The organism is Dongia sp. (genome assembly GCF_041905885.1).
Lineage (GTDB): Bacteria > Pseudomonadota > Alphaproteobacteria > Dongiales > Dongiaceae > Dongia.
In genome coordinates this window covers 230,698-256,613 of record NZ_JAYRKD010000007.1, presented here as the reverse complement: position 1 = coordinate 256,613, position 25,916 = coordinate 230,698, and the positions used below count along the sequence as shown (strand labels likewise).

General features: G+C 65.9%; 20 protein-coding genes. 6 read left to right on the top strand and 14 right to left on the bottom strand.

All coding sequences use genetic code 11. The annotated features are described in order from the left end of the window. Positions 1 to 170 precede the first annotated feature (170 nt). The gene (locus tag ACH2CY_RS10110) at positions 171 to 1,259 is read left to right on the top strand and encodes a fatty acid desaturase family protein (RefSeq protein WP_395018645.1); all 1,089 of its coding nucleotides are present in this window, start codon (positions 171 to 173) and stop codon (positions 1,257 to 1,259) included. A 10-nt stretch (positions 1,260 to 1,269) separates the two neighbouring features. Here the strand turns inward: ACH2CY_RS10110 and ACH2CY_RS10105 are convergent, their stop codons facing one another. The 3 genes from ACH2CY_RS10105 to ACH2CY_RS10095 are packed head-to-tail and all read right to left on the bottom strand — an operon-like array spanning position 1,270 to position 5,771. Further along, positions 1,270 to 2,157: an amino acid ABC transporter substrate-binding protein gene (locus tag ACH2CY_RS10105; protein WP_395018643.1), complete on the bottom strand. Its 888-nt coding sequence runs from the start codon at positions 2,155 to 2,157 to the stop codon at positions 1,270 to 1,272. A gap of 15 nt (positions 2,158 to 2,172) precedes the next feature. Beyond that, positions 2,173 to 3,495, bottom strand: a complete 1,323-nt coding sequence (potE, locus tag ACH2CY_RS10100; protein WP_395018641.1) for a putrescine-ornithine antiporter — start codon at positions 3,493 to 3,495, stop codon at positions 2,173 to 2,175. A 26-nt stretch (positions 3,496 to 3,521) separates the two neighbouring features. Further along, a complete protein-coding gene (locus ACH2CY_RS10095; protein ID WP_395018640.1) occupies positions 3,522 to 5,771 on the bottom strand; it encodes an Orn/Lys/Arg decarboxylase N-terminal domain-containing protein in 2,250 nt (749 codons plus the stop codon). Between the two features lie 517 nt (positions 5,772 to 6,288). Here ACH2CY_RS10095 and arcC point away from each other — a divergent pair. Then, positions 6,289 to 7,227 (top strand): carbamate kinase, encoded by a 939-nt coding sequence (arcC, locus tag ACH2CY_RS10090; protein WP_395018638.1) that lies wholly within the window; start codon positions 6,289 to 6,291, stop codon positions 7,225 to 7,227. Between the two features lie 40 nt (positions 7,228 to 7,267). Further along, on the top strand, positions 7,268 to 9,568 hold the full coding sequence (locus tag ACH2CY_RS10085; protein WP_395018636.1) for an Orn/Lys/Arg decarboxylase N-terminal domain-containing protein: 2,301 nt from the start codon (positions 7,268 to 7,270) through the stop codon (positions 9,566 to 9,568). Between the two features lie 39 nt (positions 9,569 to 9,607). Here the strand turns inward: ACH2CY_RS10085 and ACH2CY_RS10080 are convergent, their stop codons facing one another. From ACH2CY_RS10080 to ACH2CY_RS10055, 6 genes are all read right to left on the bottom strand, one after another. Continuing rightward, a complete protein-coding gene (locus tag ACH2CY_RS10080) occupies positions 9,608 to 12,682 on the bottom strand; it encodes an efflux RND transporter permease subunit (RefSeq protein WP_395018632.1) in 3,075 nt (1,024 codons plus the stop codon). A gap of 33 nt (positions 12,683 to 12,715) precedes the next feature. Next, on the bottom strand, positions 12,716 to 13,795 hold the full coding sequence (locus tag ACH2CY_RS10075) for an efflux RND transporter periplasmic adaptor subunit (RefSeq protein WP_395018630.1): 1,080 nt from the start codon (positions 13,793 to 13,795) through the stop codon (positions 12,716 to 12,718). A 106-nt stretch (positions 13,796 to 13,901) separates the two neighbouring features. After that, positions 13,902 to 14,447, bottom strand: coding sequence for a hypothetical protein (locus ACH2CY_RS10070; RefSeq protein WP_395018629.1), 546 nt, complete (start codon positions 14,445 to 14,447; stop codon positions 13,902 to 13,904). A gap of 14 nt (positions 14,448 to 14,461) precedes the next feature. Further along, a complete protein-coding gene (locus tag ACH2CY_RS10065) occupies positions 14,462 to 14,941 on the bottom strand; it encodes a hypothetical protein (RefSeq protein WP_395018628.1) in 480 nt (159 codons plus the stop codon). Between the two features lie 191 nt (positions 14,942 to 15,132). Continuing rightward, positions 15,133 to 15,588, bottom strand: a complete 456-nt coding sequence (locus ACH2CY_RS10060; protein WP_395018626.1) for a response regulator transcription factor — start codon at positions 15,586 to 15,588, stop codon at positions 15,133 to 15,135. Beyond that, entirely contained in the window at positions 15,555 to 16,745 is a 1,191-nt protein-coding gene (locus ACH2CY_RS10055; RefSeq protein ID WP_395018624.1) for a patatin-like phospholipase family protein, read from the bottom strand. Before ACH2CY_RS10055 ends, ACH2CY_RS10060 begins: the two co-directional genes overlap by 34 nt. 485 nt (positions 16,746 to 17,230) lie before the next feature. Between ACH2CY_RS10055 and ACH2CY_RS10050 the strand changes: the two genes are divergently transcribed. Both ACH2CY_RS10050 and ACH2CY_RS10045 read left to right on the top strand, forming a co-directional pair. Then, a complete protein-coding gene (locus tag ACH2CY_RS10050) occupies positions 17,231 to 18,394 on the top strand; it encodes a sensor histidine kinase (RefSeq protein WP_395018623.1) in 1,164 nt (387 codons plus the stop codon). Continuing rightward, positions 18,382 to 19,014 (top strand): response regulator transcription factor, encoded by a 633-nt coding sequence (locus tag ACH2CY_RS10045; protein ID WP_395018621.1) that lies wholly within the window; start codon positions 18,382 to 18,384, stop codon positions 19,012 to 19,014. The genes ACH2CY_RS10050 and ACH2CY_RS10045 overlap by 13 nt, the downstream gene beginning before the upstream one ends. Before the next feature lie 10 nt (positions 19,015 to 19,024). Here ACH2CY_RS10045 and ACH2CY_RS10040 read toward each other — a convergent pair whose 3' ends face one another. Genes ACH2CY_RS10040 through ACH2CY_RS10025 form a run of 4 tightly spaced genes read right to left on the bottom strand, consistent with a single transcriptional unit; the run spans position 19,025 to position 24,030 of the window. After that, complete coding sequence (locus ACH2CY_RS10040) at positions 19,025 to 19,906, bottom strand: universal stress protein (protein ID WP_395018619.1); 882 nt, start codon at positions 19,904 to 19,906, stop codon at positions 19,025 to 19,027. Further along, the gene (locus ACH2CY_RS10035; RefSeq protein ID WP_395018617.1) at positions 19,903 to 21,387 is read right to left on the bottom strand and encodes an amino acid permease; all 1,485 of its coding nucleotides are present in this window, start codon (positions 21,385 to 21,387) and stop codon (positions 19,903 to 19,905) included. Before ACH2CY_RS10035 ends, ACH2CY_RS10040 begins: the two co-directional genes overlap by 4 nt. Then, complete coding sequence (locus ACH2CY_RS10030; RefSeq protein WP_395018615.1) at positions 21,388 to 22,890, bottom strand: transglycosylase SLT domain-containing protein; 1,503 nt, start codon at positions 22,888 to 22,890, stop codon at positions 21,388 to 21,390. Positions 22,891 to 22,902: 12 nt separating this feature from the next. Then, positions 22,903 to 24,030 carry a porin gene (locus tag ACH2CY_RS10025; RefSeq protein WP_395018613.1) on the bottom strand — a complete coding sequence of 376 codons (1,128 nt, stop codon included), beginning with the start codon at positions 24,028 to 24,030 and terminating at the stop codon, positions 22,903 to 22,905. 140 nt (positions 24,031 to 24,170) lie between these two features. Here ACH2CY_RS10025 and ACH2CY_RS10020 point away from each other — a divergent pair, with 140 nt between their 5' ends. Then, a complete protein-coding gene (locus ACH2CY_RS10020) occupies positions 24,171 to 24,659 on the top strand; it encodes a response regulator (RefSeq protein WP_395018612.1) in 489 nt (162 codons plus the stop codon). On the opposite strand, the gene ACH2CY_RS10015 is transcribed toward ACH2CY_RS10020, so the two are convergent. Continuing rightward, the gene (locus ACH2CY_RS10015) at positions 24,648 to 25,862 is read right to left on the bottom strand and encodes an EAL domain-containing protein (protein WP_395018610.1); all 1,215 of its coding nucleotides are present in this window, start codon (positions 25,860 to 25,862) and stop codon (positions 24,648 to 24,650) included. The genes ACH2CY_RS10020 and ACH2CY_RS10015 overlap by 12 nt on opposite strands. Positions 25,863 to 25,916 lie beyond the last annotated feature (54 nt).

Sequence of the window (25,916 nt, the reverse complement as noted above, 5' to 3'; positions counted from 1 at the left end):
CAAACCTGAGACGCTCGTCCACGACCGAACACTCCTTCCAAGGCATCGACACCCCCCAAAAAACCGGGGAAAGTGTTACCTATGTGTCCGGTACGATCTGTTACCTATGTGTCGGGCCGCTCATCACCGACGAATCCAGCTAAACTCGCGGTCCCATGACCGGAGTGCCGATGCGCGTGCGCGATTACAGCCTGACCGGACCGGATGGCGCCTTGGCGGTCGAGCGCGGCCTCGCTTCGGCTGCCTGGTATCACAGCGAGATCCCGCGCAAGACCATGAAGGCGCTGATGCAGCGCTCGGACCAGCCGGCCATCCGCGACACCGCGATCTGGCTGGGCGCCATGGTCGTGTTCGGCGGGCTCGGGATCTGGTTCTGGGGCACGTGGTGGTGCCTGCCGTGCTTCGCCGCCTATGGCGTGCTCTACGGCTCCGCGTCCGACAGCCGCTGGCATGAATGCGGGCACGGCACCGCCTTTCGCACCGGCTGGATGAACGACGCGGTCTATCAGATTGCCTGCTTCATGATCATGCGCAATCCGGTGACCTGGCGCTGGAGCCACAGCCGCCACCATACCGACACGGTCATCGTCGGCCGCGACCCGGAGATCGTGCTGATGCGGCCCGCCAAGCTCATGCGCATCCTCGGCAACTTCTTCGGTATCTTCGACGTGCCACAGGCGCTGCGGCTGATGCTGCTGAATGCCGGCGGACGGCTCGATCCGCAGGAGGCGCTCTATATTCCGGAGATGGAACACCAGCGCGTCTTCCGCGCGGCGCGGGTCTGGTGCCTGATCTACGTGGCGACCGCTGCCGCCGCGCTCTATCTGCAGTCGATTCTGCCCTTCATGCTGATCGGCCTGCCGCGGCTCTACGGCTGCTGGCACATGGTCCTGGTCGGAATCCTGCAGCATGGCGGGCTGGCCGAGAATGTGCTCGACCATCGCCTGAACAGCCGGACCGTCACCATCAACCCGATCTCGCGCTTCATCTATTGGAACATGAACTATCATGTCGAGCACCACATGTTCCCGATGGTGCCCTATCACGCCCTGCCGAAGCTGCATGCGCTGTTGCGCGACGACCTGCCGGCGCCGACGCCGAGCATCTGGCAAGGCTATAAGGAGGTGATCCGCGCGGTGCGGATCCAGCGCCGCAATCCCGACTGGTTCATCAAGCGCGTGCTGCCGCCGACCGCCCAGCCCTACCGGCCGGAATTCCACGGCGACGTCGACCCGGTCATGCACGACCGGGCCGCCTGACGGTAACCGCTCAGTCCGGCAAAGCCGCGGCGCGGAAGTAGTCGAGCGCCGCTTCGCCGGGCTCGCCGAACCACTTGCGATAGATGTCGCGGAAGCGGTCCGAGCGGTAGAGGTTGCTTAAAGCCTGGTCCACCGCCAGCCGGAAGTCCTCGTCGTTGCGGTCGAGCGGCAGCGCCACCGGCTCGGTGGTGAAGATCCGGTCGATCACCAGGAGGTTGGCCGCCTCCGGGCTGGACTGGGCGGACTCGACCAGGATCGAGCGGTCGCCCAGGAGCACGTCGGCACTGCGGTCGGCGACGGCGGCAACCCCCGCCTGGAAGCTGTCCACCTCGGTGACGTTGGCCGAGATCTGCAGCTTGCGGAGTGCGCCTTTGAGGATGTCCTCGCTGGTCGTACCCTTGATCACCGCGAAGGTCTTCTGGTCCAGGACCCGCGCCGGCGAGCCGCGCCAGACGGGACCCGCCGGGTCGCCGTTCAGCACCTGGCGGAGCTGGACCGGCGCGTCGGACCGCACCATCACCCCCAGCCCGCTCCGGAAGATCGGGATCGAGAAGGAGACTTCCTTGCGGCGCGAGAGGGTTTCCGTCGCGCCGCAGAGGAGATCGACCTTGCCCTCGGCCACCGCGGCGAAGGGGTTGTCGGCCGGCAGCGGCGCCCATTCGACCGGCGCTTTCAGGTCGTCGGCCACCGCCTGGCAGACGTCGATGACATAGCCGGCCGGCTGGCCCTGGTCGTTCTTGAAGGAGAAGGGTGCGGCGCCTTCCCGATAGCCGATCACGATCTTGCCGGCCGCCTTGATGCGGTCGGTGACCGGGCCGGCCGCGGCCGGGTCGGAGGCCGCCGCCGCGCCGAGCGCGCCAGCGACGAGGGCGAGCGCCAATGAGATGCGGATCATCATGCTGTCCTCCCTGCGTCAGGCCGCCATGACGGACGCGGTCCGCGGGCCAGTGAAGCGCGGTGCGATGAAGCCCCAGATCAGGAAGCAGAGCGCGGTGACCAGCATGCCGCCCAGCACCGCGTCCTTGCCCGAAGCATAAAGGGCATAGACGCTGTAGAGCATGGCCACCACGGTCACCACGGTGTTGAGCTGGTATTTCGACCCGGTGACGCCGGCGGCCTTCATCATCACGAACAGCGCCGAAAGCGCGATGATGTAGGGAATGACGTTGGTCACCACCGCGAGATTGACGAGCGCCGAGAACTGCTCGCTCAAGGTCGGCGAGATGGTCGAGAGCGCGAGCAGGGTCTGCACCACGCCCAGCACGACCATGCCCATGACCGGCGCGCCCATGCCGTTCAGCCGGCAGAAGAAGGCCGGGAACATCCGCCCTTCGGCGGCGGACTTGGCGGTCATGGCGATGGTGAACTGCCAGCCGAGCAGCGAGCCGACGCAGGCCATCACCGCGAGCGCCATGATGATCTGGCCGACGACCGGGTTGAAGACCTGCGCATAGGCCAGTGCGAAGGGCGCGTTGGATTCCGCGAGCTCCGCGTTCGGCACGATGCCCTGGATGACGGTGGTGGAGAGCACATAGACCACGCCGGCGCCCAGCGTCCCGAACATGCAGGCCAGCGGCACATCGCGTTTCGGATTTTCGACCGCATCGGAATTCTGCGCCGCCGATTCCATGCCGAGGAAGGCCCAGAGCGTCAGTGAGATGCTGGATCCCATCCCGTGCGCCGCGCCGAGGCCGTGCGGGTCCCAAGCCGCGCTGAAGGTCTCGCCGCTGAACCAGAACCAGCCGAGAAAGCTGAGCAGGCCGACCGGGATGATCACGCCCCAGACCGTGATCGAGCCGATCTTGCCGGTGATCGACGGACCGCCGAAGTTGGCGGCGGAGGTGATCCAGACCAGCGCGATGACGCCGATGCAGGTCGAGATCGGCGTGGAGGAGAGCCAGGGAATGAACGACGACAGGTAGCCGACCGCCGAGATCGCGATCGCGACATTGCCGATCGCCAGCGACAGGAAGTAGAGAAAGAAGGTCAGGAAATAGCCGGACTTGCCGTAGGCCTCCTCCGAATAGGCGGCCATGCCGCCGGCCCGCTGGTTGAGGAGGCCGGCCTGGGCGAAGCCATAGGCAATGGCCATCGAGCCCAGCGCCGTCACGATCCAGGAGAGCAGCGAGATGCCGCCGACCTGCGCCATGTTGGCCGGCAGCATGATGATGCCGGAACCCATCATGTTCACCGCCACGATGAAGGTCAGCTGCATCAGGTTCATCTTCTTCTGCATGTTCCTCTCCCCGCGCGCTGACGGCGCTATTTTTCCTTCAGGCAATCCACCAGATAGCGGCGGCCCTTCGGCGAGGGCTCGAAGCGGAGCCCGTGGATGTCGGTCTCGAAGCCCGGGAACTTCTCGTCGAACTCGCGGGCATAGATGAGATAGTCCTGGATCGATTTGGTCTGCTTGGTGAGGCGCTCGCCGGTCATGATCACCGGGATGCCCGGCGGATACGGCACCACCATTACACCGAGCGTCCGGCCCATCAGATGGTCGATCTCGACGCTCTCGACCTTGCCGCGCACGAAGCGTTCATAGGCATCGGCCGGGCGCAGCGCCATCTCCGGCAGCGCCGTGTACATGGCGCGCTGGGCCTGCGGCACCTTGTCGGCGCGGTAGATCTTGTGCATCGCGTCGCAGAGGTCCTTGAGCCCCATCTTGGCGTAGAAGTCGCCATGCGCGGCCAGGCTGGGGATCGCGTCCGCGACCGGCGCGTTGCGGTCGTAGAGTTCCTTGAAGTTCAGCAGCTCGGTGACCAGCGTGCTCCACTTGCCCTTGGTGATGCCCATGGAGAAGAGCACCAGGAAGGAATAGAGGCCGGTCTTCTCGATCTCGATCCGCCGCCCGGAGAGGAAGCGCACGACGATCGCCGCGGGAATGCCCTGGGCCTGCATCGTGGCGTCGGCCGACAGGCCCGGCGAGAGGATGGTGACCTTGATCGGGTCGACCAGGCAGTGATTGGCGGCGAGGCCTTCGAAGCCGTGCCACTTGTCACCGGGCTTCAGGACCCAGGCGGCGGGATCGGCGACCGGCTTCTTGGCCATCGCGTCGGGCTGCCAGACATCGAACCACCAGGAACCCTTGAGCTGGGTCTTGGCCGCGGTCATGGCGCGGCGGAAGCTCAGCGCCTCGTCGATGGTTTCCTGCACCAGTTCGCGGCCGGCGGGTTGCTCCATCATCGCCGCGGCCACATCGCAGGAGGCGATGATGCCGTATTGCGGCGAGGTCGAGGTGTGCATCATGAAGGATTCGTTGAACCGCGCCATGTCCAGGGTCGCGGTCTCCGCGTTCTGGACATGGATCATCGAGGCCTGCGACAGCGCCGCCAGCAGCTTGTGCGTGGATTGGGTCGCGAAGGTGATCGCGTGCTCGGAGCGCTCCGGCTTCGAGGAAGAGATGCCATGGTAGCCGTCGTAGAACTCATGGAAGTTGCCGTAGGCGTACCAGGCCTCGTCGAAATGCAGGATATCGACCGCCTTGCCGAGCGACTTTTTGATCCCGTCCACGTTGTAGCAGAGCCCGTCATAGGTCGAGTTGGTCATGACCATCAGGCGGACCTTGCCGCTGGTGCCCTTGGCGAAGGGGCTGGCGGCGATCTTCTTGGCGATCGATTGCGGGGTGAACTGGTCCTTCGAGATCGGCCCGATGATGCCGAGGCCGTTGCGCGAGGGAACGAGATAGATCGGCGTCGCCCCGGTCATCACCAGGGAATGCAGGATCGACTTGTGGCAGTTGCGGTCGCAGAGCACGAGATCGCCGCGCGAGACCGTGCCGTGCCAGACGATCTTGTTGGCGGTCGAGGTGCCGCCGACCACGAACAAGGTCGAATCCGTGCCGAAGATCCGCGAGGCATTGCGCTCGCCGGCCGCGATCGGGCCGGTATGGTCGAGCAGCGAGCCGACCGAGCCGACCGAAACCGAGATGTCGGAGCGCAAGGTGTTTTCGCCGAAGAACTCGTAGAACAGCCGGCCGACCGGGCTCTTGCGGAACGCGATGCCGCCGCCATGGCCGGGCGTATGCCAGGAATAGCTGGCGTTCAGCGTGTACTCCATCAGCGCTTTGAACATCGGCGGCGGCAGGTCGTCGATATAGAGCCTGGCGGCGCGGGCGATGGCGCGGGCGATGAACTCGTCGGAATCCTCGAACAGGCGCATGAAAGCGTTGGCGTGCTTCAGCACCCGGGTCGGCACCACTTCGGCGGTGCGGTTGTCGCCGAACAGGAAGATCGGCAGCCGGGTGTTGCGGTTGCGCTTGGCGGCAAGGATGCCTTCGAGCAGATCCCATTGCTTCGGATTGGCCTCGAGCCCGTCCACCGAGACCAACCAGCAGGCTTCGTTGTTGAAGACGTTCACGATCTGGTGCGTGTCGGCATAGCTCAAGCCGGAGACGACGCGGAAGCCTTCACCCTCGATGGCTTTCGCGAGGCGCCGCATGCCGCGTCCGGCCGCCGTCTGGCCTTCGAAATCCTCGTCGATGATGGCGATCGGAAAGGCCTGGTAGAGTTCCATAAGACGCACCCTCGTGACGGCGGTAGCCAACGAAGGCATCGCGACGCGGCTTCCGCCCCCCGACTCCGCAGCCTCCATCCTGCTACGCGGCTTCCGGGAATCAATTTGGCCCAAAGGCCCATACGGTTTCGGCAGGCGGCGCCGCGGCGGATTGCGTTTCGTCAAGGCGGCGGCCGCCGCCGCATGCGATTGGACCAAGGTCCAAATAGCCGCCAAGGCCGGGGCACGGGCATTTCAGCCGGATCGGATCGGCCGGCGCCTGGCAGCAGCGCGGGCTCACCGACAGGGAGACGCGATGCCAGCTTTCGGGCCGGAGCCGTGGCGGCGACCGCATGACCGGCCGGATCTCACGCGATCCGGCGCGGTGCCGCACGGCCGCAATCACATCAGCCTGAAGGGAGCATTCGATGGCCGAATACCAGCAGATCGCCAAAGACGACGGCATGGAGAACGGGGTCGAAGCGGCCAACGACGTCTTCGAATCCGCCGCCACCGTCGCCACGCTGGGGGACTGATCATGCGGGTGGTGGTTGCGCTCGGCGGCAATGCGCTGCTGAAACGCGGCGAGCCGATGACCGCCGAGGCGCAGCGGCGCAACGTCCGGGTGGCGGCGCAAGCCCTGGCGCCCCTGGCCGCGACGCACCAGCTGGTCATCAGCCACGGCAACGGCCCGCAGGTGGGGCTGCTCGCCCTCCAGGGCGCGGCCTACAAGCCGGACGAGGCCTATCCGCTCGACGTGCTCGGCGCCGAGACCGAGGGCATGATCGGCTACATGATCGAGCAGGAGCTCGGCAACCTGCTGCCCCCGGAGGTGCCTTTCGCCACCTTGCTGACCATGGTCGAGGTCGACGGCGACGATCCGGCGTTCAAGGACCCGACCAAGTTCGTCGGGCCGGTCTATGACAAGGCGGAGGCCGACCGGATCCAGGCGGAGAAGAACTGGGTGTTCAAGCAGGACGGCCAGAAATGGCGCCGGGTCGTGCCGTCGCCGCTGCCAAAGCGCATCTTCGAGATCCGCCCGATCCGCTGGCTGCTCGAGCAAGGGACGGTGGTCACCTGCGCCGGCGGCGGCGGCATCCCGACCATGTATCAACGCGGCGCCGAGCGCGTGCTGGTTGGGGTCGAGGCGGTGATCGACAAGGATCTCTGCTCCGAGCTGCTGGCCCGGGATCTCGAGGCCGATCTCCTGGTCATGGCGACCGACGCCGAGGCGGTGTTCACCGGCTGGGGCACGCCCGAGGCCAGGGCCATCCACAAGGCGAGCCCCGCCGCCATGGCGCAATACGCGTTCCCGGCAGGCTCGATGGGGCCGAAGGTCGATGCCGCCTGCGCCTTTGCGCGCAGGACCGGGAAGACCGCGGCGATCGGCGCGCTCGCCGATATCGCGGCGATCGTCCGCGGTGAGAAGGGCACGCTCATCGACATGCGTTTCGATCCGGTGACCTGGCATCGTTGAACCCGCCGGTTACCGTTCCTCTGGTAGAAGGATGCGCCTGATGCCGATCCGAACGAACGCCCGCTTCCATCCGCGAGTCCTTTGCGTCGAGGACGACGTTGCCGCCGGCATCACCACCTCCGGGCGGCGCGTGCACGCCATCGTCGAGGAACTGAGAGGACGCGGCATCGAGGTCGTCGAGGCCTATGCGTTCGACGACGCCGAGGCCTGCTTCGCCTCCGACGCGGCGATCCACTGCATCCTGATCGACTGGTCGCTCGGCGCCAACGACAAGGCCAGCCACGCCGCGGCCGCCGGCCTGCTGCGGGGTATCCGCGCCAAGAATGTCGATGTCCCGGTCTTCCTGATGGCCGATCGCAAGATCGCCGGCACCGTGTCGGTCGAGGTCGCGGGCCTCGCGGACGAGTTCATCTGGATCCTGCAGGACAGCGCGGCCTTCATCGCCAACCGGGTGATTGCCGCGGTCAGCCGTTACGTCGAAGCGCTGCTGCCGCCGTTCACCCGCGCGCTGGTCGATTACAACCGCGACGCCGAGTATTCCTGGGCGGCGCCCGGCCACCAGGGCGGCGTCGCCTTCTCGAAGTCGCCGATCGGGCGGATCTTCCTGGATGCCTATGGCGAGATGCTGTTCCGCACCGACATGGGCGTCGAGCGCGGCGGCCTGGGGTCGCTGCTGCTGCACAGCGGCCCGATCGGCGCGAGCGAGACCTATGCCGCGCGGGTGTTCGGCAGCGACCGGAGCTACACGGTGCTGAACGGCACCTCCGCCTCCAACCGCAGCATCATGTCGGCCTGTGTCGGCGACAACGAGATCGTGCTCTGCGACCGCAACTGCCACAAGTCGATCGAGCAGGGCCTGGCCCAGACCGGCGGCATCCCGGTCTTCCTGCAGGCCAACCGGAATCGATACGGGGTGATCGGACCGATCCATCCAAGCCAGATGAAGCCGAAGGCGATCCAGGCGCGGATCGCCGCCAACCCGCTGGCAGCCAAGGTCCGGAAGAAGAAGCCGGTCTACACCGTCGTCACCAACTGCACCTATGACGGCATGTGCTACGACGCCAAGGCCGCCCAGGAGCTGCTGGCCCAGTCGGTCGATCGCATCCATTTCGACGAGGCCTGGTACGGCTATGCGCGGTTCAACCCGATGTATCGCGACCGCTATGCGATGCGCGGCGACGCGGCCGACCATCCCAAGGACGGACCGACGGTGTTCGCCACCCATTCGACCCACAAGCTGCTCTCGGCCCTGTCGCAGACCTCCTTCATCCATGTCCGGGACGGGCGCAAGGCCATCGACCATGAGCGCTTCAACGAGGCCTATTGCGCCCAGGCCAGCACCTCGCCGCTCTATGCGCTGATCGCCAGCAACGAGGTGGCGGCGGCGATGATGGACGGCCCGTCCGGCCGCGCGCTGATCCAGGACGTGATCGACGAGGCGGTCGCCTGCCGCCAGGCCTTCGCGCGCGCGCACCGGGAGTTCGCCGCCAGGAAGGACTGGTTCTTCGCGCCGTGGAACCCGCCGACGGTGAAGGGCCCAGGCGGCAAGCGCATCGCCTTCGCCGACGCGCCAGCCGAGCTGCTGGCGAGCGACCCGAATTGCTGGGTGCTGCATCCCGGCGAGAAGTGGCACGGTTTCGACGACCTGCCCGACGGCTGGTGCCTGCTCGATCCGGTGAAGTTCGGCATCGTCTGTCCCGGCATGGGCGAGGACGGCAAGCTCGCCAAGAACGGCATCCCCGGCGACCTGGTGACCGCCTATCTCGGCCAGTCCGGCATCGTGCCCTCGCGCACCACGTCGCACATGGTGTTGTTCCTGTTCTCGATGGGCGTCACCAAGGGCAAGTGGGGCACCCTCATCAACACGCTGCTCGACTTCAAGCGCGACTATGACGCCAACGTGCCGCTGGCCAAGGCGATGCCCAAGGTGGTCGCCGCCGCCCCACACATCTACGGCAAGATGGGCGTCAGGGATCTCGGCGACGCCATGTGGAAGATGATGGTCTCGATGCGGCTCGGCCAGTCGGAGGCGGAAGCCTATGCCAAGCTGCCCAAGCCGGTGATGCCGCCGCGCCAGGCCTTCCAGAAGCTGATGGCCGGCGAGGCCGAGCTGGTGCCCTTGTCGAAGATCGCCAATCGCGTGGTCGGCGTCGGCGTCATCCCCTACCCGCCCGGCATCCCGATCGTGATGCCCGGCGAGAGCATCGGACCCGCCAACGGTGGCTGGATCTCCTACCTGAAGGCGCTGCAGCATTGGGGCGAGAGCTTCCCCGGCTTCGCCAAGGAAGTGGAAGGCACCGTCGAGAAGGACGGCACCTACTACATCTACTGTTTGAGGTGAGGGCGTCCCGGCTGAGGGTCAGCCGGGCGGACTCGCCGCTTACTTCAGCGCCTCGATCTCGGCCAGTTGTGCCTGGCGCTTGGCCGCGCCCTTGCGGTGGTCGGAGGCGATGAAGGTGTAGAGCGACGGCAGCACGAACAGGGTGAACAAGGTGCCGATCGCCAGTCCGCAGACGATCACGATGCCGATCGCAAAGCGGCTGGCCGCGCCGGCGCCGGTGGCGTTCAGCAGCGGCACCAGGCCGGCGATCATCGCGGCGGTGGTCATCAGGATCGGCCGCAGCCGCAGGGTCGCTGCCTCGAGCACGGCCTTGTGCCGATCGACGCCTTCCTTCTCCTGGCGTTCCTTGGCGACCTCGCAGATCAGGATGCCGTGCTTGGTGATCAGGCCGACCAGGGTGATCAGCCCGACCTGGCTGTAGATGTTGAGGGTCATCAGGCCGCCGGCCAGCGGCAGCAGCGCGCCGGTGATGGCAAGCGGCACCGACACCATGATCACCAGGGGATCGCGCCAGCTTTCGAACTGCGCCGAGAGCACCAGGAAGATGACGATGATGGCGAGCGCGAAGGTCACCATCAGGCTGGAGCCCTCCTTCACGAACTGCCGCGACTCGCCCTTGTATTCGATGCCCATGCCGCGCGGCATCATCTCCCGCGCCGTCTGCTCCAGGAACTGGGTCGCGTCGCCCATGCTGATGCCGGCCGCGAGCGTCGCGCTCAGGGTCGCGGAGTTGAGCTGGTTCATCTGCGTCAGCGCGATCGGCCGCACCTCGGTCTTCACGTCGACCAGGTTGGAGAGCGGGATCGGGAAACCGTCGCTCGCAATCACGTAGTAGCGGGTGAGCGCATCCGGGGTCAGGCGATCGATCCGCGGCGTCTGCGGGATCACCTTGTAAGAGCGGCCCTGCACGCTCATCCGGTTGACGTAGCCGTTGGAGACCATGGTGAGCCAGGTGGTGCCGAGGTCGGCCATGCTGATCCCGTAGGCGCCGGCCTTGTCGCGATCGACGGTCACCACCGCGGTCGGGTTCTCGAACTTCAGGTCGACGTCGGTGAAGGTGAACAGGCCGCTGGCCCTCGCCTTCTTCTCGACCTCGACCATCACCTGCGCCAGCACCTTGTAGTCGTCGGTGGTGGAGAGCACGAACTGCATCGGCAGGCCGCCGCCGGAGCCGGGCAGCGGCGGCAGCGAAAAGGCGCTGGCCTTCAGCCCGACCACATGGGTGAGGTCGCCGCGCGCGAACTTGAGCGATTCGTCGAAGCTGCCCTGGCGGTCGTCCCAGGGTTTCATCACGGCGATGCCGGTGCCCTGGCGGATGGTCGGCGTGCCGCCCAGCGTGAACCAGCTGCCGACATCGGGGATCCGCGCCAGCGAGTCGCTGACCTTGTCGTGGTAGAACTCCTGGTAGTCGGCATTGACACCGGCCGGCGAGAAGGTCTGCACCACGATCGCGCCCTGGTCCTCGCCCGGCGCCAGTTCGGAGCGGATCATGCTGAACAGCGGATAGAGCGCCACGAACACCAGCGCCGCGAAGATCATCACCAGGATGCGGGCCTTGAGCGCCCGCTCCAGCAGCCGGTGATAGCCCCGCTCCAGCTTCTCCAGATTGTGCTCGATGAAATGCTGAACTTTGCTGGTCTTGCCGGACTTCAGCACCATGGCGCACATCACCGGCGACAGGGTCAAGGCGACGAAGCCGGAGATGAAGACCGAGCCGGCGAGCGTCAGGGCGAACTCGCTGAACAGCGCGCCGGAGATGCCCGGCGTGAAAGCGATCGGCGCATAGACCGCGGCCAGGGTGATGGTCATCGAGATGACCGGCACGGCGATCTCGCGCGTGCCCGCGATCGCCGCCAGGAAAGGCGTTTTCCCGAGCTTCATGTGGCGGTCGACGTTCTCCAGGACGACGATCGCGTCGTCCACGACCAGGCCGATCGCCAGCACGATGGCGAGCAGGGTCAGCAGATTGATGCTGAAGCCGAGCGCGGCCAGGAAGATCGCGACGCCGATGATCGAGAGCGGCAAGGCCACGATCGGCACGATGATCGCGCGCAGCGAGCCGATGAACAGGAAGATCACCACGGTCACGATGACCGCCGCCTCGATGATGGTTTTCTCCACCTCCTCGATCGAGGTCTCGATGAAGATCGAGGTGTCGTAGGCGACGGCGAGCTTCATACCGGCCGGGAGGTTGCGCTCGAGGTCCGGCAGCAGCGCCTTCAAGCCATGCGCCACGTCGAGCGGGTTGGCTTCCGGCGTCGGATCGATGCCGATGATGAGCGCGGGCTTGCCCTGCAGCTTCACCACCATGTCGGAATCCTCGGCGCCGAGATCGACGCTGGCGACATCGCGCAGGCGCACGATGCCCTTCTCGCCGGAGGCGACGATGATCGCGCCGTAGTCGTCCGGCACTTCCAGGCCGGTCTTGGCGTCGATGTCGAAGCTCGAGTATTCGCCGCGGATCTGGCCGGCGGTGGTCTGGTAGTTGTTGTTGGAGATCGCGTCGCGGACCTGCTTGGCGGTGATCTGGTAGACCGCGAGCTTCCGCGGATCGAGCCAGACCCGCATCGCGAAGTCGCGCTCGCCGTAATACTTGATCTTGCTGACGCCCTGGACAGTCGAGAATTTCGGCTGGATCACGCGCTTGGCATAGTCGGTGATCTGCGCGGCGCTCATCTGGTCGCTGGCCACCGTGAAGTAGATGAGCTGGGTGATGTCGCCCTGGCTGATGTCGAGCTTCGGGTCCTCGATCTCCTTCGGAAGATCGGCGCGCACCGCCTGGATCTTCGCCAGGATATTGGCCTGCGCCAAGGAGGACGAATAGTTCAAGCGCATATAGACGGTGATGACCGAGGTGCCGGACCGGCTCTCCGAGGTGAGATAGTCGACGCCGTCCGCGGCGGCGATCTGCTCCTGCAAGGGCTGGGTGACGAAACCCTGCACCAGGTCGGCCGAGGCGCCGGTATAGACCGTGGTCACCGTGACCACGGTGAACTGCATCTTCGGAAACTGCCGGATCTGCAGCGAGGCGGCGGCGGCGAGGCCGGCCACCACCAGCAGCAGGTTCAAGGTCAGCGCCAGGATCGGCTTGCGGATGAATGGATCGGTGAACACGCGAACGCCGCCTTTCCGGCTAATGACCTTGGGCTATTGGACCGGGACGGACGTCATTTCCGGCAGGGCCTGGCCTTCGACCACCTTGACCGGGGAGCCGTTGGAGAGCTTGAGCTGGCCGGCCACCACCACGAGATCGCCGGCGTTCAGGCCCTTCTCGATGACCACGGCGTTGTTGCGGGCGGCGCCGGTCTTCACCATCACCTGCTTCACCGTGCTGCTGGCCTGGTCGACCACATAGACGGACTCGCCGTAGAGGTTGAAGGCGACCGCGCTCGCCGGCACGACGATCTTCTTGCCGTGTTCCGGCAGCAGCACGTCGAGGCTGGCATACATGCCCGGCAGCAGCTTCTCCTCGGCGTTCGGGATCTCGGCCTGGATCGGGATGATGCCGCTCTGGTACTTCACCGAAGGCTCGATGGTGGTGACCTTGCCCTTGAAGGTCTCGCCCGGATAGGCGTCGAATCGCGCCTCGATCGGCTGGTCGAGCTTGATCCGGCCGTAGTCCTTCTGCGCCACCAGGAAGCGCATGCGCATGACCGAAAGGTCCTGGAGATTGGCCACTTGGTCGCCGGGCTGCAGATACTGGCCGAGGTTGACGCGGCGGATGCCGAGGATGCCGCCGAACGGCGCGGTCAGGGTGCGGCGCGCGATGGTCGCCTTCAGCGACCCGGATTCCGCGACCAGGGTGTCGTATTTCGACTGCGCGTCATCGACGTCGCTCTGGCCGACCGCACCGGACTTGATCAGCTGCTTCTTGCGCTCGAGGTCGGTCTTGGCGGCGGGGATCTGCGCCTGGTTGGCCTTGAGATCGGCCTCTTCCTTGGTGGTGTCCAGGCGGACCAGCGGCTGGCCGGCCTTCACCTTGGTGCCGGAATCGAACAGGATCTCGACCACGTTGCCGGATTCCGAGCCACTGATATCGACGCCCTGCAGCGCTTCCGCCACGCCGATCGAGCTGATCTTCTCTTGCCAGTCGACTTCCTGGGCGGGTGCCGCGGCGACATCGATGGCAGGGGCGGCGGGTGCCGCGGCCGGCTCCTCGGCCGCGAGAGGACGCCCGCCGCAGATCAGGCCCGCGACCAGGAGCGTCAGTACCACTCGATTTTTCATGCTCGACCCACCCTCGCTGTCCTTGGCATTGGACGGGAGGGGTCGCCAAGGTCGCAATTGCCCTTTGGTCCAATCGCTTATTCTGCTTGGAGAATCCGCGCTGCTGTTACTGCGCGGCGAGCTTGTAGGTGAGCTTCGGCCAGAAGATGATGCCGGCCGCCACGCCGTCGATCGCCCCGCCGCTGCCGGGCTTCATCTCATCCACCGTGCTGCGGATCGTGACCGGACCGCCGCCGGTGATGCCCTTGAATCGCTCGGTGCCGCCGGTGAAGGTGAAGTCGCCGTGACAACCGACCATGCGGACGCCGCGGCAGGTGAAATCGGCGAACAGCCGGGCGCCGTCCTTCGCGGTGTAGGTGCAGCGGCCTTCGCCCCGCTCCTTGCCGTCAAGCGTGTTCACGTCGATCACGGTCGGACAGGCCATGAATCCGGCCGCGACCGGACCTTGCTCCTGTTCCACGTAGACAATGCCCGAGAAGGAACCGACGAAGGTCAGGCGGCTTTCGCCGGACTGGAAGATCTGGCCTTGCGCGTTCCAGGCGGAGAAGGCCTTGAGCGACGGTTCCTCTTCGGGCGCAGCGGCGTCCTGGGCGGCCGCGCCTTGGATCGCCAGCCAGAAGGCGGCAAGAGCGGTTACCAGGGTTCTGCTCATCACGGCGCTCCGCTTCATGCGAGATCGATGTAGATCGCGTCGCCGCCCAGCGACAGCGCCAGACCTTCGCGTTTCGCCTTGAGCGACATCGCCACGCCCTCGACATTGCTGAGCCAAAGCTCGCCGGTGCTGCGGTCGCCCACCGCGATGCCGTAGCGGCCTTGCGCATAGGCGCCGGAGAACTGGTCGAGGCTCTTCAGGTTGTAGACAGTGCCGGTCGCTTCGATCTTCGAGAAGCCGAAGCCGCCGATGCCCAGGCCGCCGATGGTGAAGGGATAGGTCTTGCCGCCGAAGTTGAGCTTGCCGCCGCCGAGATTGGCGCTGCCCATGAAGGCGATCTGGGTCTGTGAGATCTGCACGGTGCCGGTCTTGACGAAGTTGTCCGCAGCGGCGGGTGCAGCCAGCAGCAATGCCGGCGCGGCTGCGACGCGCATCAGGAAGCCGCGGCGCGGCCACATCATGCCGGATCGAAACTGGCTGCGGCTTTCGTCCATGAGATTCCGATCATCCCCGACTGCGTCAGCGGCCCGGGTGGCAAATGAGGGGGAAATTGCCACCCGGTTTGCTGCTCCGGTATGGGTCCGGACACGGGGTCCATCCTGTGCCCGGCACTCGAACGATAGGAATGGCGGTCCGCGCCGCACAGATGGACCTTGGTCCCATGCAGGCTCGACGCCGCCCGCAATCAGATCCGATGCGTCGACCGTCCGGAGATGGCGCGCTCGACCGCGTCCAGCAGATCGTCGTCGTTGAGCGGCTTTTTGAGATAGCTGCTGGCGCCCATCGCCATGCAGATCGCGTGGATCGAGGCTTCGTCGCGCCCGGTCATCATGATCACCGGCAGGCCGGCCGCGACATCCTTCAGGCGCTGCTGCAGCTCGAGGCCGTTCATGCCGGGCATCTGCACATCGAGCACCACGCAGTCGGGCAAGCGGTCCTGGATATGGTCGAGGAAACTGGCGGCCGATTCGAAGGCCTTGGCCTCGATCCCGGCCGCGCGCAACAGCCGGCAGAGCGCCACGCCGACCGAGCGGTCGTCGTCGACCACGGCGACGTAGCGGGTGGCGCGGCCGGCGCCGAGCGGCCTGTCGCTGCGCGTTTCGGCCTTCACTTCTGCCACCCCGGCGGAGTCCGCTTCCATGGAATGCCCTTCTCGCCCATCGCGAGACCAAGGTTGTATTGCTGGACCATCTCGGCCTGGTTGAACTCGTCCAGCGAGCTCGGCGCATAGTCGTGCGGAATCGCGACGTAGCGCAGCTCGAGCTCGCCCGCGAGATCGCCGAGATAGAGCCGGTAGAGATCGTTGATGCCAGAGGCCTTCAGCATCGAATCGATGGAATAGGCCGTGATCGAGCCCAGGCTGCGGTCGACCTTGCGCGGCTGCGGATCGAGCCGGCCGTTGCGGATCACGTAGAGCCGGTGGGTGATCTTGCCCTTCCACTCCGGATGGGCGCGGCGCTCCAGGGCGCGCAAGTCGATCTGGTTGCCGACGAAGAAGGACTGCGCGAAGACGCCGCCATCGACATGCAGCTCGTCCTTCTGGACGTCGTCGATCTTCACGTTGATGAGCACCGGCGGAAAGAAGGCCGGAATCGAGGCGGAGGCCAGGATCACCTTGCGGAACAGATCGAGGCGGACAGGGCTGTGGCTGGCCGCGATCGCACCCATGTCCCAGACCACCGGCTCCTCGCGGTCGAGGTCGGTGGTGAGCACGTAAAGGCGCCGGCCCTTCTGATGCTCCTCGGCGATGCGGTCGAGCACGTTCTCGTCGACATATTTCGCGATCATGTCGCGGAACGGCTTGTTGTCGGTGAGGGATTCCTCCCAGAGCAGGCTCACCAGGCTGCGCGCAAGATATAGACGCTGGGCGTCCACCGTGGTGTAGGCTTGCGTGAGGGTCCCGTCGTAATCCGGGCCCAGGAAGGCGAAGGGCGCAATCAGGGCGCCGGTGCTGACCCCGGTCACGAACTTGAACTTCGGCCGCTTGCCCGACTGCGTCCAGCCGTTCAGGAGACCCGCGCCAAACGCGCCATCCGAGCCGCCGCCGGAGACGGCGAGATAGTTGTACACCAGTGAATCCGCGGTTTCTTCATAGGAGTCCGCCGGCTCATCGAGGAACGCCGCGCCGACGCTGGGTGGCGGCGGCAGAGCCGGATTCAGTGGGTAATACCGAACGTCCTTGAATCCTTCGAGGACCGGCGGGGCGCGGTCGGTCGGGGCGGGTTGCCGCAGCAGCGCCTCGCAGCCCCCGAGCGCCAGAATCAGCAGAATGCTGGAAGCCGCGATGAGCCTTTGCATTGCCCTTCGCATCAACCGGTCCCTATGTGACTGGCCAATGAAGCTGTTCTTCATCGACGAAGCTTGACGCCCATCAAACGCCAGCCGAGATGCCCCAACCCTTGTATTGCCATTGTGATAGGACCACCACGACTCGCCAGATGGACCTTGGTCCCAGCAATAAGCGCCAATTGGTTGCAAAGGCGCTTGTGTGACATAAATTCGGAGAATATTATCTCATCGAAAGCTGGGACGTGCCTTGTGGGGGGCGTGTTGCAGGCGAGTGCGAACGCATCCGCTTATGCCGGTCGGTGTCTTGAGGTCGACGGACGCCGGACTCTCCCAACGTACTTTCCGCAAATTGAAATTGGTTGGTTTCACCCGGTCGCAGACGCGCAACAGGGTCGAGAGTTGAGCGCGCAGGCAGCCTTCCAGCGACCCGGCCGCGTTCGAGTGTGTCATCCGAAACGATCTTCCGGACTCTTTTGTCGGTTGGGAGATACGACGTGATCGAAGACCAGACGAGCGAACAACGGCGCCGTGGTGCAGCGGTCGAAGCGCTGGTCCCGCCATATGCGGAACTCGCCACCGAGAATGCGAGCACCGGCCTCTGGTTCTGGAAGAGCGAACCGGACCTGGTCTGGATGAATCCCTATTGCTGCAAGCTGGTCGGCGCGAATGACGGCGAGATCGTCAATCTTGAGACCTTCCTCGGACATCTCGCCGGTCTGCAGAACCAGACTGAAAGAAGAAGTCTGCTCGATGCCGTGCGCTCCAGCGGTGTGTTTCAGGACGAGTTCAAGCTGCGGGATGGTGCGGGCAATGTGATCTGGGTGCAGATCGCCGCCCAGAGCGTCGGCGCCGGCGCGACGGCCGGCATCGCCGGAACCCTGCGCAACATCACCGACTTCAAGTCGCTGCAGCAGGAGGCCGAGCAGCTGCGCCGGCAGGTCATCCATCTGACGCGCGTCTCGACCCTGGGCGAATTGTCGGGCGCCGTCGCGCATGAACTCAACCAGCCGCTGACGGCGATCTTGAGCAACGCGCAGGCCGGCCAGCGCCTGCTCAACCGCAATGCCGCGAGCCCGGAGGAGATCTGCAGCATCCTCGAAGACATCATCGAGGATGACCGGCGCGCCGGCGCCGTGCTGACAAGGCTGCGCAACCTTATTCGCAACGAGCAGGTCGACTTCTCCGAGGTCGACCTCAACGAGGTCGTCGCCGAGGTCTTCCGCCTGGTGCACAGCGAGATGATCGAGCGGCGCGTCGAGGTTGTGCTCGATTGCACGCCGGTGCTGCCGCCGGTGCGGGCCGACCGCATCCAGATCCAGCAGGTTCTGATCAACCTGGTGCGCAATGCCTGCGACGCCATGGCGGCGGTGCGCTGGTCCGAGCATCGCCTTACCGTCAAGACCGGGCGTCGCTGCGATGAAAGCGTTGTCATCACCGTCGCGGACAACGGCACCGGCTTGTCCGACGAACTGCGCAGCAGCCTGTTCGAGCCTTTCGTGACCACGAAACGCAACGGCATGGGGCTCGGCTTGACGATCAGCCGCGCGATCATTTCCGGGCATCGCGGTGAAATCTGGCACGAGGAGAACCCGGGCGGCGGCTCGGTCTTCGGCTTCTCGCTGCCCGCAGTGAAACGGAGGGACGCATGGCCAACCTGAACAGCATAGTCTATCTGGTCGATGACGACCGGCGGATCCTGACCGCGCTCACGCGGCTGCTGGAGAGCGACGGTCGGGTCACGCAAGCCTTCACTTCCTCCCGCGCCTTTCTCGAGGCCCATGATCCCGAGATTCCCGGCTGCGTCGTACTCGACCTGCTGATGCCGGAGATGTCGGGCCTGGCGCTGCAGCACGAGCTGCAAAAGCTCGGCCGCTGCCGCCCAGTGATCTTCCTCTCCGGGCGGGCCGGCATTCCCGCTTGCGCGAGCGCGATGAAGGCCGGCGCCGTCGACTTCCTCACCAAGCCGGTCGAGGCCGATCTTTTCCTCTCCACCGTCGGCCGCGCGCTCGTGCGCGACGCCGCCGAACGGGAGCAGGATGTGAAGCGGCGGGCCTTGACCGACCGCATGACCAGCCTGACGCAGCGGGAACGGCAGGTGCTGGACGGCGTGGTCGAGGGCCTCCTGAACAAGCAGATCGCCAACCGGCTCGGCATCGTCGAGAAAACGGTGAAGGTGCATCGGGCCCATGCAATCTCGAAGCTCGGCGCGCGCTCGACCGCCGAGCTGGTCCGCATGGTCTATTCGCTCGGCCCGCAAGGCGCGGCGACGACGTCCTGATCGGCGCGCCTTAAGCCGCGTGACGCGGCAGGATCAGGCAGGGCACCGTGGCGTGGCGGACGATCGTCGTGGCATTGGAGCCGAGGAAGACCCGCAGCAACGGCCCGAGGTTGCTGGACCCCACCGCCATGATCTCCCCGCCCTTCCAGGCGACGGATTCAAACGCCGCCTTCCAGCTCTTGCCGTCAGCAATCCCGGCCGTCACCTTGGGCTCGGGCGGCAGCGCCGCGATGATCCGGTTCTGTCCCTCGGTCCCTTGCGCGCGCCATTGGTTGGCGACCAGGTTCTCGACATCGTAGCCGGCACCGGTCGGGTACATCTGCCGGTCGCGCACCACGAAGGTCACGAGGCGCAGCGGCACCTTCATCCGGCCGCAAAGCTGGTGCGCGGTCCGGACGGTCTGCATCGATTCCGGCGCCGGCGAGACCGCGCAGGTGACGCGGCAGAGTCTGGTCGAGGGCTCGGGCGCATAGCCGCGCGGCGTCAGCGCGATCGGGACCGGTGCGGTGTGCAGGAAACCGGTGTTGACGCTGCCGGCGCGGATATGGCCGCGCGGCGCGCCGCGGGCGGAGCCGAGCACGACGCAGTCCGCCGCCTCCCGCGCCGCGACCTCGAGCAAGCCTTCCCGGACCGCCGACGCCGACTTGCAGACATAGTCGGCCGGCACTTTGCCGCCGACCTGGAGCCGCGCCTTTTCCAGCGCCTTCTGCGCATGCTGGTCGAGGAACTGCGCATATTCCGCATCGACCCGCGCCATCGAAGGATGACCCCAGGTCTCCGGCACGATGGTGCAGACCACCAGGCTGCCGCTGCCGGCGCGCGCCATCAGCAGCCCCAGGGCCAGCGCCTCGGTGCCGCCGGAATCCGCGGAATATCCGACCAGGACTTTCACGACTTGCCGGCCTCGCCTGCCCGCTCGAGCCGGGAATGCCGCATGCCGTAGGCGACATAGAAGAGGCCGCCGATCACCAGCCAGACCGCGAACAGCTGGTACGTCGCGGGATTGAGATTGCAGAGCAGGTAGATGCAAGAGACGATGCTGAGCAGCGGCAGCACCGGATAGAACGGCACGCGAAAGCCGCGCGGCATGTCGGGGCGGGTCTGCCGCAGCACGATGACGCCGGTCGAGACCACCGTGAACGCGACCAGGGTGCCCATGCTGGTCAGCTCCCAGAGCACGGCGTCCGGCACGAAAGCGGCGATCAGGGCGACGAAGATCGCGACGACCACCGTGCAGGCGACCGGCGAGAGCGTCTCCGGGTTGACCCGGTAGAAGAGCTCCGGCAGCAAGCCGTCGCGCGACATGGCGAACAGGATCCGGGTCTGGCCGTAGAGCACCACCAGGGTGACGCTGAACACCGAGACCACCGCGCCGCAGGCCAGCACCAGCGCCGGCCAGTCGCTGCCGGTCAGGTTCTGCAGGATGGTCGCAAGCCCCGCCTCCTGGCCGCCGAACTCGGCGGCCGGCTGCACCCCGAGCGCCGTCACGGCGACCAGCACGTAGAGCGAGGTCACGATGACCAGTGCGGCGATGATGGCGATCGGCAGGTTGCGTTTCGGATTCTCGACCTCCTCGCCCGCGGTCGAGACCGCGTCGAGACCGACATAGGTGAAGAAGATGGTGCCGGCCGCCGCACTCACCCCCGCGAAGCCGCGCGGCGCGAAGGGTTCGAGATTCGCACTCGAGAAACCGGTGACCGCGATCGCGATGAACATCACCAGGATGGACAGCTTGAGCAGGACCATGATGGCGTTGGCCCTGGCGGATTCCGTGGCGCCGCGGATCAGCAGCATCGAGCAGAGCAGGACCAGGATCACGGCCGGCAGGTTGAGGATGCCGTCGCCGCCGAAGGAGAGGCTGTAGCCGTCGGCCACCAAGGGCGCGGAAAGCAGGCTCGCCGGCAGGCCCGCGCCGAACACGATCTCGAACACCTTGTTGAGATAACCGCTCCAGCCCACCGCGACCGCCGCGGCGGAGATGCCGTATTCCAGGATCAGGCAGCAGGCGACGAAGAAGGCCACGCCTTCGCCGAGCGTCGCATAGGCATAGGAATAGGAGGAGCCCGAGACCGGGATCATCGACGCCATCTCGGCGTAGCAGAGCGCGGTCAGGCCGGCGACCAGGCCGGCGATCAGGAAGGAGACGATCACCGCAGGCCCCGCGGTCGGCACGGTCTCGCTGAGCACGAAGAAGATGCCGGTGCCGATGGTGGAGCCGACGCCGAACATGGTGAGCTGGAACGGCGTGATGCCGCGCTTCAGCTGCTTGTGCTCCGCATCCTCGGCGCCGCTCAGGTCGCGGGCCAGCAGCTCGACCGGCTTCTTGCGCAACAGACGGCTGAGGAAGGCGGGCGGCACGGTCAAGGAGGTCACCTAGTTCTCGCCGGTCACCGGAATGGCCGGCGCGGCTTTCTTGCGCATTGCGTCGCGCTCGGTCGCCAGCCGGTAGGCGACATAGTAGACGTAGATATTGGCGACATATTCGACGGTCTCGCGGCCGACCACCTTGGCGGCGCCGTGCTCGACATTGCCGAACCAGACATTGGGATCGAGGCCGGACTTCGCGGCGACGGCGCGGAATTTCCTGAGGTTGCCCGGCCCGGCATTGTAGGCGGCGAAAGCCAGCAACGTGCGGTTCTTGTCGTCGATTGCCGGGTCGTCGAGATATTTCTCCACCAGCAGGCGCAGATACTTGACCCCGGCGTGGATGTTCTTGTCGGGATCCTTGTCGATGCCGGTGATGCCGATCGCGGGGTCGGCGGCGGTCGCGGGCATCACCTGCATGATGCCGACCGCGCCGCGCTTGCTGCGAGCCTTCTGGTTGAGCTGTGATTCCTGATAGCCCTGCGCGGCGATCATCAGCGCGTCGAACTTGTACTGCTGGCCGTAGGTACGGAACAGCGCGACCAGCCGCTGGAAGTTCGCCAGCTCTTCCTTGGAAGTGGCGCGATGCGCCGGTGACTGCGCGCCGATGTAGCGCTTCTTCAGGATGTTGCCGAACTTGGTGCCGATCTTGTGCGTCTCGCAGAACGCGTCCACCACCTCTTTGAGCAGCGGGCTGTTCTTGCGGAACGCCCAGGCGATCTCGCCGCCGTCATGGATCACCACGTCGCTGCGCGTCTGCATGCTGGTGAAGAGCGGCGACCATAGCTTCGCCTTGCGCTCGTCGACCACGGCCCAGGGCAGCAGGCCGGCGTTCACCATCTCCATGATGTCTTCGTCTTCCAGCTCCTCGTCGACTTTCATGAGCGTGATCGGCGTCTTGCCCAGCGAGGCCAGGTTCTTGTTCTGCGTCTCGAGATGCTCCCAGTAGCTGCTGGATTGCCGCACGAAGAGCTCCTGGCCGCCGAGGTCCGCCAGCGCCTTGACCTCCGGCGAGCCCGGCCCGGTCACCAGAATCTCACGCGCGCCCGTCGCCAGCGGATGGCCGAAATCGACCACATCGGAGCGGCGGTCGGTGATGGTGAGATTGCCGGCCGCGATGTCGCCCAGACCCTCGACCAGCCCGGTGAACAGCTTGTCGCGCGGCACCGGGACGAAGACGATCGAGACCTTGATCTTCTTCGACTTGATCCGCTTGTTCAGCCAGATGCCGAACTCGGTTCCGAGATCATAGGTGATGCCGTATTGCTTGCCCTTGTCGATGAAGTAGAAGGTCTTGCTGAACGGGACCAGGATGCGGATGCGCTTCCGCTCCTGCATCCCGTCGAGATCGCCGGTCCAGACGTCGTTGGCCGGCAGCAGACTCTCCGCGACGTAGTCCTGGGCCGGAGCACCGGCGTCATGCAGCGCTTCGTCGGCGCCCTGCTGCGCCGCCGCCGGTGCCGAAACGATCATAGCGGCCAGCAGCGCGGCCGATGCCCAGCGCCAGGTCATGTTGCGATCCTGCTAGAACTCGAAAACCGAGCCGATGGCGATGTTGAAGGCGCTGTAGTTGTCTTCCTCGTTCGGCACGGCGTCGCCGGTGTCCTTGTACCAGGTGTAGCCGATCTCGGCGTCGAGGTTGATGCCGGGCGACATCGCATAGTCCAAGGTCGCGATGATGCGGTTGAGAGTCCGGCTGCCGCCGGGATTGGAGGTCAGGCTGAAGGCGTCGGTGCCCTTGTAATGGCCATGGCTGCCCTGGATGCCGAAGACGAAGGGATCCATCGAATAGGAGGCGCCGCCGCCGACCACATAGGCGTCGTTGTCGTCGCCGCCCTCGTCGAAGTATTCCATGACGCCGCCGACCGCGAAGCTGCCGAAGGTCAGGTTGAGGCCGGTCTGGTATTCGTTGGTCTTCCCGTCATTGCCGCCGTCGGAGTAGTTGAACTTGGTCTGCCAGGAACCGCCGCCGCCCCAATCGAGGCCCCAGTTCTCGCCGGCATAGGAATAGGTGGCATAGGTGCTGAAGGTATGGTGGGCGGTGCCGTCCGGGTTGGTCGGCGTGCCGGCGCCGTTGACGCCGGCCTGGGTGTAATCCTCGGCGTTGTTGCTCGGCGTATAGCTGACCCAGAGCTGGAAGCCGTTGAAGTTCGGCGTGCCGTAGACGATGCCCTGGTTGTTGTCCTCGGTATCGACGCAGGCGGCGTTGGAGCCGATCGGGTCGTTCGAGCCCCAGGAGTTCGGCGAGAAGGCCGAGAAGTTGCCGGTGGCACCCGGCGGCAGCAGGCAGTTATTGGCGATCGCCTTGTCCTGCGAGCCGATGATCACCTTGCCGAAGCCGCCCTGCCAGTAGACGAAGGCCATGTCGATCTGGTCGTCTGCCTGCTCGGCCTCGAGCTCGATATGCGCGCCGACCGTCAGGCCGTTGTCGAGGGTGGTCTCGCCCTTGAAATGGACCTCGGCATTGTGGTTGACGGCATCGACGTTGCGGTGGTTGCCGAAATGGCCTTCCTCCTTGTTGTCGAAGACGCCCTGGTAGGTGAGCTTGAAGAAGCCGCCGACGTCGAGCTTGATCCCGTCCGAAGCATTGGCGGCACTCGCCGCAGTCGCCACCCCGGCCAGCGCGGTTCCACACAGCAGCGCGCGTTTCATGACCCCACCCCCTGAAGACGTAACTCCAGCTGCTTCAACGATAAAACGGCCATGTCCGGCCGCAATTGGACCATGGTCCAAGGAGGCGCGGCGCCGGTTCCGCGATATGGGTTGATCGGGCTGGGTCGGGGGGCTGGGCCATGCTGGATATGCCGGACTACAAATCGAAGACCTTCATGCTGATCGACGACGAGACGTTCATGCTCGGGCTGGTCGATCGGATCCTGAAGCAATGCGGCGCCGGCAAGGTGCTGCGGGCCACCAACGGCGCAGCGGCGCTGGCGATGTTCAACGGCAGCATCGGCCCGGTCGATTGCGTCATCGTCGATCTCAACATGAAGCCGATGAACGGGTTGGAGTTTCTGAAGGCGGTCCGGACCGGCGTCGGCAAGTTCATCCCGCGGGACCAGCGCGTGGTGATGCTGACCGGACACGGCGACATGGACGCGGTGACCGCCGCCGGCGAACTCGACATCAACGGCTACATCCTGAAGCCGGTCTCGACCGAGAAGCTGATCTCCACCCTCGAACGGGTCATGAATCATATGCGGGTCCTCAAAGACGCGGACGAGTACCGCGCCGTCATGCTGCCCGACGTCGCCGCCCTGGCTTCCGACTCAAACAGCTGAAGCGTTGCGCGCGCTCCACTCGGCGACCCAGTCGGGGAAGGCCGCGGCCGGCATCGGCTTGGCGACGAAATAGCCCTGCGCCACGTCACAGCCCAGGCGCCGCAGCAGCTCCCAGTCTTCCTTGAGCTCGACGCCTTCGGCGACACTCTTCTGCCCCAAGGTCCGCGCCAGGCCGATCGAAGCCTCCAGGATCGCCGCCTTGGCCGGATTCTTCGCCGCGCCATGCACGAACTGGCGGTCGATCTTCAGCTCGCCGAACGGGAGTGCTTCCAGCCGCTGCAGCGAGGATTGGCCGGTCCCGAAGTCGTCCACAGAAAGGTGGAAGCCCTTCATCCTGAGGCGGGTGACGATCTCGAGATAGACCAGCTCCTCGCGGGCGACTCCGGTTTCGGTGATCTCGAACACGATCGATTCGGCCGGGACGCCATAGCGCGCGGCGGACGCGGCGAAGCGATCCGGCAGGGTCACGTCCGACAGCATCGAGGGTGAGAGGTTGATGCCGAGATGCGGATGCAATCCCGCGCCCTGCCATTCCTGCACTTGTGCCAGGCCAATCTCGACCAGCGCCTCGGTGAGCGGCCCGATCAGCGGCCCGGATTCCGCCATGGCGATGAACCGGTCCGGGAACAGCAGCCCGTGCTGCGGATGCTGCCATCGCACCAGCGCCTCGGCGCCGGACACCCGGCCCGACGCAATCTCGATCTTCGGCTGGTAGTGGAAGACGAGCTCGCGCGCCTCGATGCCGCGACCGAGATCGGTCTCGGTGATCTCGACGCCGCGCCGTTGCGCCCGCGGCACGCGCTCCTCCGCCATGCGGCCGAGCACGGCCACCAGCGCCTCCTTGTTGACCGGCTTGGCGAGTGCGCCCAGCACTTCCAGGAAATAGGCGCGGCCCAGCGCCTCGGCTGCGCGCAGCAGGCCGGACTCCGCGCCAGAGAGGAAGGCCAGCGGCGGGCAGCCCTTGCGCGCCGCGAGGTGCCGCACGAACTCGACCCCGTCCATGTCCGGCATGTTGAGGTCGGAGAGGATGAGATCGACATGAGCGCCCGGCCGGTCCAGCTGGGCCAGCGCCTCGGCGCCGTTGCCGCTCTCCAGGATGTTGGGGCAGCCGAGCTGCTTCAGCAGCATGCCGGTCAGCTGGCGGATGAACGGCTCGTCGTCCACCAAGAGGACCTGGTACTGGCCGAGATCGACGTTCGGCACCGCGGAACTCCCTGCCCTACTGAAGGAGGCCGAGGTTAGGGGACTCCCCGGACG